12 protein-coding genes and 1 pseudogene are annotated in these 13213 nt (G+C 74.0%); 7 read left to right on the top strand and 6 right to left on the bottom strand.

What is annotated here, in order from left to right:
- The 5 genes from ABZ862_RS31725 to ABZ862_RS31705 all read left to right on the top strand — a co-directional run.
- Positions 1 to 243, top strand: a 243-nt coding sequence (locus ABZ862_RS31725) for an alpha-glucosidase C-terminal domain-containing protein (RefSeq protein ID WP_360965658.1), incomplete at its 5' end; no start/stop codon positions are given.
- A gap of 28 nt (positions 244 to 271) precedes the next feature.
- Positions 272 to 1633 (top strand): maltokinase, encoded by a 1362-nt coding sequence (locus tag ABZ862_RS31720; protein WP_360965675.1) that lies wholly within the window; start codon positions 272 to 274, stop codon positions 1631 to 1633.
- A gap of 4 nt (positions 1634 to 1637) precedes the next feature.
- Positions 1638 to 3848, top strand: coding sequence for a 1,4-alpha-glucan branching enzyme (gene glgB, locus ABZ862_RS31715; protein WP_360965655.1), 2211 nt, complete (start codon positions 1638 to 1640; stop codon positions 3846 to 3848).
- 152 nt (positions 3849 to 4000) lie between these two features.
- Entirely contained in the window at positions 4001 to 5920 is a 1920-nt protein-coding gene (locus ABZ862_RS31710) for an AMP-dependent synthetase/ligase (RefSeq protein WP_360965652.1), read from the top strand.
- Between the two features lie 268 nt (positions 5921 to 6188).
- Positions 6189 to 6593, top strand: a complete 405-nt coding sequence (locus ABZ862_RS31705; RefSeq protein WP_360965672.1) for an ATP-binding protein — start codon at positions 6189 to 6191, stop codon at positions 6591 to 6593.
- A 23-nt stretch (positions 6594 to 6616) separates the two neighbouring features.
- On the opposite strand, the gene ABZ862_RS31700 is transcribed toward ABZ862_RS31705, so the two are convergent.
- The 5 genes from ABZ862_RS31700 to ABZ862_RS31680 all read right to left on the bottom strand — a co-directional run bounded on the left by ABZ862_RS31700 (position 6617) and on the right by ABZ862_RS31680 (position 10770).
- Positions 6617 to 7120: an ATP-binding protein gene (locus ABZ862_RS31700; RefSeq protein ID WP_360965649.1), complete on the bottom strand. Its 504-nt coding sequence runs from the start codon at positions 7118 to 7120 to the stop codon at positions 6617 to 6619.
- Complete coding sequence (locus ABZ862_RS31695; RefSeq protein ID WP_360965646.1) at positions 7117 to 7488, bottom strand: STAS domain-containing protein; 372 nt, start codon at positions 7486 to 7488, stop codon at positions 7117 to 7119. Before ABZ862_RS31695 ends, ABZ862_RS31700 begins: the two co-directional genes overlap by 4 nt.
- Positions 7489 to 7637: 149 nt before the next feature.
- On the bottom strand, positions 7638 to 8021 hold the full coding sequence (locus ABZ862_RS31690; protein WP_360965643.1) for an STAS domain-containing protein: 384 nt from the start codon (positions 8019 to 8021) through the stop codon (positions 7638 to 7640).
- On the bottom strand, positions 8018 to 9148 hold the full coding sequence (locus ABZ862_RS31685; RefSeq protein WP_360965640.1) for a cobalamin-dependent protein: 1131 nt from the start codon (positions 9146 to 9148) through the stop codon (positions 8018 to 8020). Before ABZ862_RS31685 ends, ABZ862_RS31690 begins: the two co-directional genes overlap by 4 nt.
- Positions 9145 to 10770 (bottom strand): SpoIIE family protein phosphatase, encoded by a 1626-nt coding sequence (locus ABZ862_RS31680; RefSeq protein ID WP_360965638.1) that lies wholly within the window; start codon positions 10768 to 10770, stop codon positions 9145 to 9147. Before ABZ862_RS31680 ends, ABZ862_RS31685 begins: the two co-directional genes overlap by 4 nt.
- 498 nt (positions 10771 to 11268) lie before the next feature.
- Here ABZ862_RS31680 and ABZ862_RS31675 point away from each other — a divergent pair.
- Positions 11269 to 11706, top strand: a pseudogene (locus ABZ862_RS31675) (PP2C family protein-serine/threonine phosphatase); the annotation flags it as partial.
- A gap of 119 nt (positions 11707 to 11825) precedes the next feature.
- Entirely contained in the window at positions 11826 to 12218 is a 393-nt protein-coding gene (locus ABZ862_RS31670) for an STAS domain-containing protein (RefSeq protein ID WP_360965635.1), read from the top strand.
- Positions 12219 to 12274: 56 nt separating this feature from the next.
- On the opposite strand, the gene ABZ862_RS31665 is transcribed toward ABZ862_RS31670, so the two are convergent.
- Positions 12275 to 13093 (bottom strand): methyltransferase domain-containing protein, encoded by an 819-nt coding sequence (locus ABZ862_RS31665; protein ID WP_360965632.1) that lies wholly within the window; start codon positions 13091 to 13093, stop codon positions 12275 to 12277.
- Positions 13094 to 13213 lie beyond the last annotated feature (120 nt).

Here is a 13213-nt window from a genome sequence, read left to right as displayed (position 1 = left end):
GTGATCGCCTTCCTCCGCGAACACGGGGACGACCTCGTCCTGTGCGTCAACAACTTCTCCCGGTTCGCACAGCCCACCGAACTGGACCTGCGGGCCTACGAGGGGCGGCACCCCGTCGAACTGATCGGCGGGGTGCGGTTCCCGGCGATCGGAGAGCTGCCGTACCTGCTGACCCTGGCAGGACACGGCTTCTACTGGTTCCGGCTCTCCCGAGTCGCCTCCCGCATCGGCCGGCGCCGTTGACCGCGCCCCGAGGAAAGGACGCGTGACCATGCCGAAGACCGTCACCCTCGCCCCGAGGAACCACGGCCTGGACGGGCCCCTGACCTCGCTGGCGGGACTGCTGCGCGAGTGGCTGCCCCGGCAGCGCTGGTTCGCCGGCAAGGACCGGCCCGTCACCGAGCTGGGCGTGCTGTCGGCGACCGAGCTGTTCCCGGGCTGTCTGCACCTGCTCGTCCACACCGGGCAGCCCGCGGTCCCGGCCCCCGGCGGCGCTCCCCCGAACGGCGACTGCTACCAGCTGCTGCTCGGGGTCGGCGACCACCTCACGCCGCGCCTGGCCCGCTCCCTCATCGGCCGCGCCACCCGGGGACCGCTGGCCGGCAAGGTGGTCTACGACGCCCTTCAGGACCCGCGCTCGGCCACCCTGCTCCTGGAACGGCTGCGCCGTCCCGGCCAGATCGGCCCGCTGCGCTTCGAGGCGGACCCGGCGGCCCGGATCCCCGGCCGGCTCGCCCCGCGGCTGCTGGCCGCCGAACAGTCCAACACCTCGCTGGTGTACGGCGACGCCTTCATCCTCAAGCTGTTCCGCCGCATCCAGCCCGGCGTCAACCCGGACCTCGAGGTCCCCGGCGCACTGGCCGCCCAGGGCTGCGGCCGGGTGCCCGCCCCGGTCGCCTGGTTCAGCACCACGGGACCGCACGGCGGCACCCTGGGCGTCCTCCAGCCCTTCCTGCCCGGCGCCTTCGACGGGTGGACCCTCGCCCTGGAGGCGCTGACCGCCGCCGACGGCTTCACCGGCGCCGCACGCGAGCTCGGCGAGGCCACCGCCGACGTGCACCTCGCACTGGCCACGGCGTTCCCGTCCGGCGGCGCCGCGGAGAACGGGCACACGGCGGTGGCGATGGCCGCCCGGCTGGACGCCGCCGCCCACGCCGTACCGGCACTGCGGCCGTTCGTGCCCCGGCTGCACACCGCCTTCGCCGCGCTCGCCGGCTGCCCGAGCGGACCGCCCGCACAGCGGATCCACGGCGACCTGCACCTCGGGCAGGCGCTGCGGGCCGGGCGCGACTGGTTCGTCATCGACTTCGAGGGCGAACCCTCCCGCCCGCTCACCGAACGGCGCACGCCCCAGTCCCCGGTGCGGGACGTCGCGGGAATGCTGCGCTCCTTCGACTACGCGGCCCGGCACCGCCGCCCGTGGCACCCCGAATGGGCGGCCGGCTGCCGGGAGGCGTACTGCGCGGGCTACGCGGAGCGGGCCGGCTGGGACCCGCGCGAGACACACGCCCTGCTGCGTGCCCATGAGACCGACCGGGCGGTCTACGAGGTCGTCTACGAGGCCAGGAACCGCCCCGACTGGCTTCCCGTACCGATGGCGGCGATCGAACGCCTCGCCGCCCGAGGAGGCTGAACCCATGGCCCTGCGTGACACGTCGCCGCCCGAGGCGGCCGGGCCCGTCCCGGCCGCCGCCCCGCCGCTCACCGCCGACGACCGCGCGCGGCTGCTGTCGGGCGCCCACCACGATCCGCACGCCCTGCTCGGCGCGCACCCGGTGCCCGGCGGCATCGCCTTCCGGACGCTGCGCCCCTTCGCCCGCGCGGTGGACGTCGTCGTCGACGGCGGCCCCACGCCGCTGGTCTCCGAGGGCGACGGCCTGTTCTCGGTGGTCCTGCCGCTCGCCGCGGTCCCGCCGTCCTACACCCTGCGCGTCGCGTACGACGAGGGCGCCCCGCAGGAGACGCACGACCCGTACGGCTTCCTGCCCGCCCTCGGGGAACTGGATCTGCATCTGATCCGCGAGGGACGCCACGAGCAGCTGTGGCGGGCGCTGGGTGCCGAGCCGATGACCCATCAGGGCGTGTCCGGCACCCGGTTCACCGTGTGGGCGCCCAACGCCCGGGGCGTGCGGGTGGCCGGGGACTTCACCTGCTGGGACGGCACGGCGTTCCCGATGCGGTCGATGGGCGCGTCCGGGGTGTGGGAGCTGTTCCTGCCCGGCATCGGCGAGGGCACCCGCTACAAGTTCGAGATCGTCTCCCGGCACGGCGACCGCTTCCTCAAGGCCGACCCGATGGCCCGCCGCACCGAGGTCCCCCCGGACACGGCGTCCGTGGTGACCGCCCCGCACCACGAGTGGGGTGACGCGGAATGGCTCGCGCACCGCGGGGACGTCCCGGTGCACGAGGCGCCGTTCTCGGTCTACGAGGTCCACCTCCCCTCCTGGCGGCCAGGGCTGACGTATCGTCAGCTGGCCGAGGAACTGCCCCCGTACGTCAGGGACCTGGGCTTCACCCATGTCGAGCTGATGCCGGTCGCCGAACACCCCTTCGGCGGCTCCTGGGGTTACCAGGTCACCGGCTTCTACGCGCCGACCTCCCGGCTCGGCCCGCCGGACGACTTCCGGTACCTGGTCGACGCCCTGCACCGGGCGGGCATCGGCGTGATCATGGACTGGGTGCCCGCGCACTTCCCCAAGGACGACTGGGCCCTGGCCCGCTTCGACGGGGAGCCGCTCTACGAGCCGGGCGACGACCGGCGGGCCGAGCATCCCGACTGGGGGACCTACGAGTTCGACCTGGGGCGTACCGAGGTGCGCAACTTCCTGGTGGCCAACGCCGTGTACTGGTGCGAGGAGTTCCACATCGACGGGCTGCGGGTGGACGCCGTCGCCTCGATGCTCTACCTCGACTACTCGCGCGAGGCGGACCGGTGGAGCCCGAACGCGTTCGGCGGGCGGGAGGACCTGGACGCGGTGGCGTTCCTGCAGGAGATGAACGCGACCGTGTACCGCAGGGCGCCGGGCGTGATCACCATCGCCGAGGAGTCCACCGCCTGGGAGGGGGTGACCCGGCCGACGGACAGCGGGGGCCTGGGCTTCGGGCTGAAGTGGAACATGGGCTGGATGCACGACACGTTGCAGTACATGACCCACGAGCCGGTGCACCGCAAGTACCACCACCATGAGATGACCTTCGCCATGGTGTACGCGTACAGCGAGAACTACGTGCTGCCCGTCTCCCACGACGAGGTCGTGCACGGCAAGCAGGCGCTGGTCTCCAAGATGCCCGGCGACTGGTGGCAGCGGCGTGCGGACCACCGCGCCTACCTCGGCTTCATGTGGGCCCACCCCGGCAAGCAACTCCTCTTCATGGGACAGGAGTTCGCCCAGGGCGCCGAGTGGTCCGAGGCGCACGGCCCGGACTGGTGGCTGCTGGAGGCGGCCTACGGCGCCGAGAGCGACCACCGCGGCGTGCGCGACCTGGTCCGCGACCTCAACTCCCTCTACCGCGCGCACCCCTGTCTGTGGCAGCGGGACAGCGACCCGGACGGCTTCCGCTGGGTGGCGTGCCACTCCGCCGACGACAACGTCTTCGCCTTCCTGCGCCACGACGCCGCCGGCAACCCGCTGCTCGCGGTGTCCCACTTCTCCCCCGCGGTCCGCCACGACTACCGGCTGGAGCTCCCCGGCGACATCCCCGCCTGGAACGAGATCCTCAACACCGACGCCGCCCGCTACGGCGGCGGCGACGTCCTCAACCCGGACCCGGTCAAGACGGAGAACGGCGGCATCCGTCTCACCCTGCCGCCGCTCGCCACGGTGTGGCTGACGCCCGACGTACGGTGACGGCGGCCGCCCCGCAGCGACGGAAGGAGATCACGGAACGCTCCCGGATCACCCGTTCACGGCCCCAACTGCCGCCCCCCGGGCTACATTCGAGCACTGCCGACACGGTAACGTTCGGCGGAGTCACACTCCGTACACCACGGGAGCAGTGCATGCGCGACTTCGCCCTCGCTCCGGCAGGCGCCCCTGTGGGCATCCCCGCCCTGACCGGCGGGCTCGCCGACGGCCTCTTCGACCGGGCGGCCCGTGAGCCCGGGCTGCCGCTGGTCGCGCGCCGCACCGGCGACGCGACCGGGTGGGAGAAGGTGACCGCCGCGCAGCTGCGGGACGAGGTCGCCGAGGTGGCCAAGGGACTGGTCGCCTGCGGGGTCACACCCGGCAGCCGCGTGGCGATCATGGCCCGCACCCGCTACGAGTGGACGGTGCTCAGCCACGCGCTGTGGGCGGTGGGCGCCGAGCTCGTCCCGATCCACCCCTCGGCCGCGCGCGACCAGGTCGAGTGGATCCTGCGGGACGCCTGCTGCGTCGCGGTGGTGGTCGAGGACGAGCAGGGCGCCATGACCATCGGCACGGTGTGCGCCCGGCTGCCGCGGCTGCGGCATGTGTGGCAGCTGGACGACGGGGCGCTGGAGCGGCTCGTGGAGCGGGGCAGGTACATACCGCTCACCACCGTCGAATCGCTGCGCCGGATCGTGCTGCCGGACGCCACGGCCGCCGTCGCCTACACCTCCGGCACCTCGGGGCGCGCCATGGGCTGCGCGCTCAGCCACCGCAATCTGGCCGGATCCTGCGACACACTGATCGCGGGCTGGGCGCACACCGCCGCACAGCCGGGCGAGCAGCCGTCCGTGCTGGCGTTCCTGCCGTTCTCCCATGTGTACGGCCTGATGATCCAGGAGCTGTGCGTGCGCGGCGGGCTGCTGATGGCCCATGAGCCGGAGACGACCGAGGAAGCGCTGTCGTCGGCGCTGCGGTCCTTCCGGCCCACCTGTGTCTACGGAGTGCCGTCGCTGTTCGAGCGGGTCTACAAGACGTATCTGCGCGCCGCCCACCGGTCGGGCCGCGGCCCCCTGTTCGAGCGGGCCGCGGAGACCGCCCGGGACTTCGCCGCCGCGCTGGAGCGGCAGCGGCTGGGCCGCGGGTCCGGTCCCGCCCTCGATCTGCGGCTGCAGCACGCGCTGTACGAGCGGACGGTCTACCGGAAGCTGCGCGCGGCGCTGGGCGGCAGGGTGGTCCGCGCCACGTCCGGCGGCTCCCCGCTCAGCCGTGAGCTGTCCCTCTTCTACGAGGGCATCGGCATCTTCGTGCACGACGGCTACGGGCTCACCGAAACCGCCGGCGGCATCACCGCGCAGCCGGTCGGGCGGGAGAAGTCGGGGACCGTGGGCCGGGCGCTGCCGGGCACCGAGATCCAGGTCGCCGGGGACGGGGAGATCCTGGTGCGCGGCCCGTCGGTGTTCCAGGGGTACGTCAACGACGAGGCCGCGACCAGGGCCGTGCTGCACGGCGGCTGGCTGGCCACCGGTGACCTGGGGCGTCTCGACACCGACGGGTATCTGACCATCACCGGCCGCAAGAAGGACGTGATCATCACCAGCACCGGTACGAGTGTGGCTCCGGCGGCGCTGGAGCAGCGGCTGCGGATGCATCCGCTGGTCCATCAGGCGGTCGTCGTCGGTGACGACCGGCCCTGTGTGGGCGCCCTGATCGCACTGGACCCAGACTTCCTCGCGGACTGGCGGGCGACGCTGGCGATGCAGGGCGACACGCCGCTGCGGGAGGCCCGGGAGGAGAACGCGCTGCGGGAGGAGATCGCGCGGGCGGTGACGGCGGCGAACAGCGTGGTGTCGCGGGCCGAGTCGATCCGGGTGTTCCGGGTGCTCACGGAGCCGTTCGCCCCCTCGAACGGGCTGCTGACGCCGTCGCTGAAACTCCGCAGGGACGCCGTGGTGAGGCACTTCGCCGCCGAGATCGACGCGATGTACCAGACCCGGGCCCGCGGCTCCCGGCCGGCGGTGGACGAGTCCGGCGAGTGGGCCGACTGGGACGACTCCGACAACGTGTTCCGCTAGCGGCGTCCGTACCGGCCGGCGCCCCTGCGCGGCGCCGGCGGCGGGCGGCTCACGACGGGGCGGGCCGGTACGCGTAGCTCGCGCGCTGCTGGGAACCTGCTCAGGTGCCGGTGGAACAACCGGCGGCGAGGAGCACCGGCGGAGGACCGGGGCCGGGGAGAGCGCGGCGGAGCGGCGGACGTTCCGGCGCGGAAGGTCAAGGACGGCGGCATGCCCGGCCCTGCCGGGCGGACGTCATGGCACGCGAGCCCCCACGGGACGGAACACACTGGCTTCCGACGGCATTCCGAGCCGCAGCGCGGACTTCGCGGGCGAGTTGCACGACGTGACGGGTGCGCGGCTCGCGGCGGAGGCGTTCCTGCGTGAACTGGCGCCCCTCGCCCCGCCGGCGGCGCCCGAGCACTGGGACGACATCCTGCTGGTGGTGACGGAACTCGCGGCCAACGCCGTGCAGTACGCTCCGGGTCCCTTCGTGCTGCGGCTGCGCCGCACCTTCGACGGAGTGCACGTCGTCCTGCGCGACACCAGCACCGCGCCTCCCGCGCCCCGTCCCTTCCACCCCAGCAGGGGCGGCGGCGGGATCGGCTGGCATCTGATCCAGACCCTGTGCGACCAGGTCAGCGTGGTCACCGACACCGGCGGCAAGGACATCCACGTCTTCCTGCCGTGGTGAGAGCCTTCCGGCCCGTGCCGCTCTCAGCGGGCCGGGCCGGCTCCTCCGGACGGTCGCGGGGCACCGCGGAAGGGCACGAGCACGCTGACGGTCTTGCCGCCGTCGGGGCGCCGGACCACGCTGATCTCCCGGGCCAGCCGGATGACCAGGGGCCAGCCGTAGCCGTTGCCGCGGTGCTCCAGGGGCAGCGCCCCGGATCCGTAGGCCGCCTCGGGGACGACGTCGCTGTTGTCGTGCACGGCCAGCCGCACACCGCCGGGCACGGCCCAGGCCTCGAAGCCGGCGAGCCCCGCGCCGTGCCGGACCGCGTTGGTGACCAGCTCGGAGACGACCAGCTGGAGATCGATGAGATCCTCCTGCCCGGCCCTGTCCAGGACCGGGCCCCAGCGTTCCCGCACCAGGTCGCGCGCGTACTCCCGGGCGAGGGCGGCGGTGGCCACGGTCAGCGGTTCCGGCCGCCCGGCGAGCTCCTGCCGTTCCTGCCGCTCCGGCCCGGCGCCCCGGTCCCCTCGTTCGTCCTGCCTCACCGGTCGGTCATTGCCGCAGGCACCTCCATGGCGGACGCCACGTCGGCGGCGAGGACGAAGAAACCGGCGGTCCCGGTCACGTCGAGCAGTCGTGCCACGCCGTCCTGGAGCGGCCCCGCCAGCACCAGCAGCGCACCGAGGTCGCGGTGCGCCTGCTGGGCACCCAGCAGGACGTGCAGGATGGCCGAGTCGGCGAACGGCACGCGGGACAGGTCGACGACGGTACGCGGCCGCGCGGCACGTGCGGCCGCGTCCAGCACCGTCCTCAGCCGTGGCGCGCTCTCGGCGTCCACGTCACCCGCCACCCGCACCAGATACCCGTGCGGGCGCTCCGACCAGGTGACGGCGGCTTCCCGCTCGTCGGGCATCGGCGTTCTCTCCTTGTTCGACGACCCGGGAACCGCGGGCGGTACATCTGATGCCCCGCCGTCCCCTCTCCACTCCCACCGGGCGGAGAGCACCCCGGAGGCGCTCTCCGCGCACCGGTCCGCCACGCCCGGGACACCGACGCCGGCGTTCATCCCGTGCGCGGGCCCCGCCGGTCACCGGAGCGGTCCCGGTCGGCGGTGAGGAACTTGACGGTACCTGTCACGTCCAGGAGACGGTTCAGCGCGTCGGGCCGTTCGTCCAGGTGCAGCCGGACCCGCGCCTCGTCGGTGCGCCGCCGGATGAGCAGCAGGACGGAGAGCCCGGAGGAGTCGACACTGCCGAGCCGGCCGAGGTCCAGCCGGAGCTCGGCGGCGGCGGACGGTGCCGCGAGCCACCGGTCGATGAGCGGGGCGACGGCGGCCAGCAGCTCGGCACAGGTGTCGTAGTCGAGGTCGCCGGCGACACGCACCACCGCGGACGCGGGAGCGGCCTCGACGGTCAGGGTCAGCGGCGACGGATGCCATGCGGTCATACGGTCTCTCCGGGGCCGCCCTCGTGCGGCGCTTCGTCGACGTGTCCGAGCGTCTCCCGGCCCAGGCGCAGGATGCGTCCGGCCCGGGGGAAGTCCTGCAGCTGCCGGCCCAGCAGGTCGAGTGCCGGGTCCAGGGCTCTCGCGGGGACCCCGCGGGCGGTCAGGACGACCGCGGTCCATTCCAGGAAGCCGCGGAACAGATCCGCGTCGTCGACGTACAGCGCGGTGGCCAGGTGGTCGACGACATGGGCGAGGTCCTCGGCGGTACGGTCCCGCTGCCGGTCGGTGTAGGCCCGTACCGGGGGGAAGAGATCCGCCAGCTGGGTGAGCGTGTCCCTGACGAGTTGCTGCCGGGTGCCGGCGACCAGCGTGTACTCCTGGTCGGCCAGGTGCGGCAGGTCGTCGACGGTCTCGCGGAGGGTCAGCGGATCGGGCCGGCGCACGCCCTGCGCCACCACGGCGGCCTGCCGGGCCTGGGCGGCCCAGCCGTCGGCGCCGAAGGCACGGGCGTACCGGCCGTCCGGCCCGAACGCGGCGCCACCCGTGATCACCGGGACACCGGCCGCCTGGCAGGCCGTGACGGCCGCGTGCGCGAGGGGCAGGTGGGGCGCGAACGAACAGGACAGCGCGACCAGCCCGGGGCCCGTCCGGTGCAGATGCGCTATCAGGTGGGGGGTGGGGACGTGCGCGCCCAGGTAGTCGACCGCCCAGCCCCGGCCGCGCAGCACCTCCGCCAGCAGCCGGGCGGGCAGTGCGTGCCATTCGCCGTCGACGCAGACCACGGTGACGCGCGGCGCCCGCGCGTCGGGGCGCCGTGGGGCACGGCGGTGGGCCAGGGCGGCCAGCACCCGCTCCTGGATCGCCGTGGCGGCGTGTTCCTGGGCGACCGTGATCCGGGCGGCGGCCCATTCGGCGCCGATCCGGGCCTGCAGGGGAGCGACGACGTCGAGCAGCAGCGCCTCGGTGTCCAGGCCCGCGTCCACGGCGTCGAAGGCGGCCCGGACGGCGGCGTACTCGTCGGCGTCGCGCACGGCGGCCCACAGCCGCTCGCGGGCGAGTTCCGCCCCGGCGGACGCGGAGACGGAGGCGGACACGGCAGGCGAGGGGGCGGCGGGGTTCGCGGTCATGCCGTGTACCTGCCCGCGGTGCGGCCGTCCACGGCGCTCAGATGGGCGTGGCGGGGCGCGGTGATCGCGAGCAGGGCCATGTCGTCGTGCCTGCCGCGTTCGGCCCACTGCTCGGCGAGCATCCGGATGTGTTCCACCACCGCCTCGGCCGGCATCCCGGCGCACTGCGCGAGAGCCTCCTCCAGCCTCCGCTGCCCGAACAGCTCACCGCCCAGCGGGCCGCCCCGCGCCTCGGTGACGCCGTCCGTGTAGAGCAGGCACAGTTCGCCCGGGGCGAGTTCGACGTGGGCGGTCGTCGAGGTGATGTCCTCGAAGACGCCCACCAGGGAACCGCGGGTGCGCGCCCTCTCGACGGTCCCGTCGGACCGCAGGATCAGCGGCGCGGGATGCCCCGCGCTGGTGAGGCGCAGCCCCACGGTGCCGCCGCGGCGGGTCACCGACGCCAGGACGAGGGTCACGAAGCGGGTGTGCCGGGAGTTCATCAGGGCGCCGTTGAGCAGACCGAGGAGCCGCTGGTGGTCGTCGGCCATCGGCAGCACGGCCTGCAGCGTGTTGCGGATCTTCCCGGTGAGCACGGCGGCTTCGAGACCCTTGCCGCAGACGTCGCCGAGGACGGCCAGGGTCTCCTGCCCCTCGTCGGCACCGGGATGCACGTCGTAGAAGTCGCCGCCCACGCGGTCGCTCTCGCCCGAGGGCCGGTAGGAGCCCGCGAACTCGACGCCGTGCACGGTGTGCAGGTCCGGGGGCAGCAGCTCCCGCATCAGGGTGCCGGTGATGGCGGTCTGGTCGGCGTACATGCGGGCCGCCGACATGGCGGCTCCCGCCCGGAGCGCGAACTGCCGTACCAGGGTCTCCTCGTCCTCGGTGAAGCAGCGCTGCTCCTCCGGCCGCAGCAGGATGAGGGCGCCGGCCGGCACACCGTGTCCGGGCAGCGGGGTGACCACCACCGAACCGACCTCACCGGGGAAGTCCTCGGGGACGATCCAGGAGGGCATGCCGGCCGGGTCGATCCAGCGGGACGGCACGGGCGGATAGCCGCGCAGGGCGTCGGCCAGGCCCGGTACGTCCTCCGGGCGCGCCCGGACCTGGCGGTGCGCGGGGGCGCCGTCCGCGCCGCAGAAGGTGAGGGGAAGGCCGGGCCCGCGGGCCGGCGCGACGACGACCGCGGCCCGCGCGAGGTGGGTGGCGGCCAGCCGGGCGGTCTCGTCCATGCAGCGTTCCACGTTGAGCGAGGAGAGCAGGACACCGGAGACGAGCGACAGGAAGGCGGCGTGCTGCCGCTGACCGGCCAGCGCCGCCTCCGCGGTCCGGCGGTCGGTCTCGTCGACCAGCCACCACATCACCGTGCCGTCGGCGATCGGCGTGGGGTGCGCCGCGAACATGCGCTCGCCCACCGGTCCGTGGACGGCCCGGTCGGTCTCCGCCGCCCGCGGGCCGTCACCGGGGCGTGCCACGAGCCGGCGGTGGGCCCGGGTGATCCAGGCCGGGGCCACGTCGCCGAGCCGTGCGCCGTCGCCCGCGCCGGACAGCAGGGCGGCGGCCCGCGCGTTGAGCCCGGTCAGCTCCCCGCCCGGGCCGGCGATCAGCACGGGGCAGGGCGCGTCTCGCCACGCGGCCTCCATGGCCACGCCGTACGGTGGGACGGGAGCTTTCTGGGGTGTGTCCACGAACACGGACGCGGCGTACCGCGCCCACCACCTTTCCGGAATGCGGGGAAATCGTTTCCTCGGCCAACCATCTCCCGTCCGGTGGGTCCGCCGCAAGCTTTGCAGGCAGACACGGTCACGGCCGTTCCCGGCCGCCCCTTCCCTGGCCAGGCGGCCGGGAACGGCGGCGAAATATGCACGAGTACCCCGGATCACAAGGGGTATTCCGAGGGAAAACCCGGCCGGTCCGCGGCACTGTCACGGCGGTCATCGGGCCGGAGAGATCCCTTTGTTCACGGATCAACGGATCGGTTAGCCTGCCACGTATTTTCTCGTCCGACCGGACCGTGATCCGCGCGTCGTGCGCCCACGGTGCGGACATTCCTGGGGAGCAGGAAAAGGGTGCGCATGACCAGCGACACGGCGGAAGTCACCGACGCGGTTCCGGGTGACCCGGAGCTGCGGCAACTCCTCGCGGGGCCGGGGCAGCTGCTGTCCTGGCTGAACCTGGTGGCGCACCATCTGACGGGCGAGGTCACCGCGACCGCCGTCTGCGGGCTGTACGAGCCCGCCGGGCGGACGCTGCGCTGGGCGAGGGCGGGACATCTGCCGCCGGTGCTGGTCCGCGGGCCGGAGGCGACCGCGCTGCCGCTGGTCAAGGGTCTGCTGCTCGGTGCGCTGCCGCAGGCGCAGTACGAGGAGGGCGAGGTCCGGCTGGCGGTGGACGACACGCTGCTGATGTACACCGACGGGCTGATCGAGCGCCGGGACCGGTCGGTCGAGGAGTCCCTGGCCCATCTGCTCTCCGCCGCCCGGTCCGCCCCGCGCACCCTGGACCAGCAGCTGGACCGGCTGCTCACCTACAGCAGGTCGGACACCGACGACGACACGTGCATCGTGGGCATCCGGGTCGCGGAAGCCGTTCCCGGGAAGTTCCCCGGAACGGGTGCGCATGGAACGGCGGCGAGGGGGTAATCGGGCCCGGGCGGTGAGCGCACCGCCCGTCGTACCGAAGGAGAGGGTGATCGTCCGTGGCCCATGCCCCGAATCCGTTGACCGTGGAAGTGACGCTGCCCGGGGAGGACGTCGCTCTTCTCGAGGTCGGCGGGTATCTGGACATCGACACCGGGACCGCGCTCAGGCACCACCTGGCCGTTCAGCTCGACCACGGCAGGCGGTACTTCCTGCTCGACCTCTCGGCGGTCCCCTTCATGGACTCGTCCGGGATGAACGTCCTGCTGTGGGCGTACCAGCAGGTGCGCGGCCTCGGGGGCGGTGTCCACGCGGTGGCCCCCACCCCGGCGGTGCGCCGGGTGCTGGAGCTGACCGGCGTCAGTCTGACGGTGCCGGTGTCCGAGACCCTCGACGAGGCGATGGCCCTCGTGGCGGAGCAGCGGGAGGCCCGCACGGAGTCACCGGCCTGACGCTCCGGCCCTGCCGGTGACCTGCCCATGCCCTGCCGGTGCTCCGGCGGGGCCTGTCACTGCGGGCGGTGGGCCACCACCCCGAACATCGTCACCGACATGTGCAGCGCGCCGCGGTCGGCGGCCTGGGACAGCTCGGCGTACGCCGTGTCACGCTGCGGCTCGGTCAGGCTGCCGCGGCGTACCGCGGAGTCGCCGAGCATGCGGATCAGGGGCCACGCCACCGAGGTGTGGTCCTGGAGCAGGGACTGCGAACCGCGGTCGTCGATCACGAACCCGGCGGCCGACAGCAGGCCGACCAGCCGGCGCCCGGAGTAGGGGTTGGCGGCCCCGGTGAGGGCGCCGGAGGCGAGGGCGGCCATGAGGCCGGGGTCGCCGGGGTGCAGGACGGTGGTCGCCCAGTCCGTGTCGATCAGCGCCACCCGTCCGCCGGGCCGCAGCACACGGGCCATCTCGGCGACCGCCCGTTCCGGCTCGGTGAGGTGCTGCAACAGCCGCTCGCACCACACGACGTCCACCGTGCCGTCGGCGGCCGGCAGGGCGAGCGCGTCGCCGTCGGCGAAGCGGGCGGTGCTGCCGACGGCGGCGGCCCGCTCCTCGGCCACGGCCCTGAGCCCGGGGTTGGGTTCCACCCCGAGGGCCGCCCCGGTGCTCCCCACGGCCGCCGCGAGCATCCGGGTCTGCGAGCCGGTGCCGGACCCGATGTCGAGGGCCCGTTCCCCCAGGCCCGGCGCGAGGGCCTCGTAGGACCAGTCGCGCAGCCGCCTCACTCCGTCGTTCGCTTCCTGCAGGTCGAGGGCGGCGACCAGCCGCGGCACGGTCTCGGGGTCGATGTTCCGCTTCTGGAAGCCCGTCAGGGGCTCGGTGTGCGCCATGGCGCGCACTTTACGACGCGCGCTCCCCGGTGCGCGCCCCGTAGCGCTCTCCGGGCGGGGTTTTCCGCCCCCGTCGCGCCCACCCGCCCCGTCCCCCGCCCGCCCCGCCTGTCCGGGCCG

Origin of the sequence: Streptomyces sp. NPDC047000, assembly GCF_040644295.1 — a bacterium.
In the GTDB taxonomy this organism is placed as follows: Bacteria; Actinomycetota; Actinomycetes; order Streptomycetales; family Streptomycetaceae; genus Streptomyces.
The sequence above is the reverse complement of the archived record's forward strand: the minus strand, read 5'-3'. Positions and strand labels throughout refer to the sequence as shown.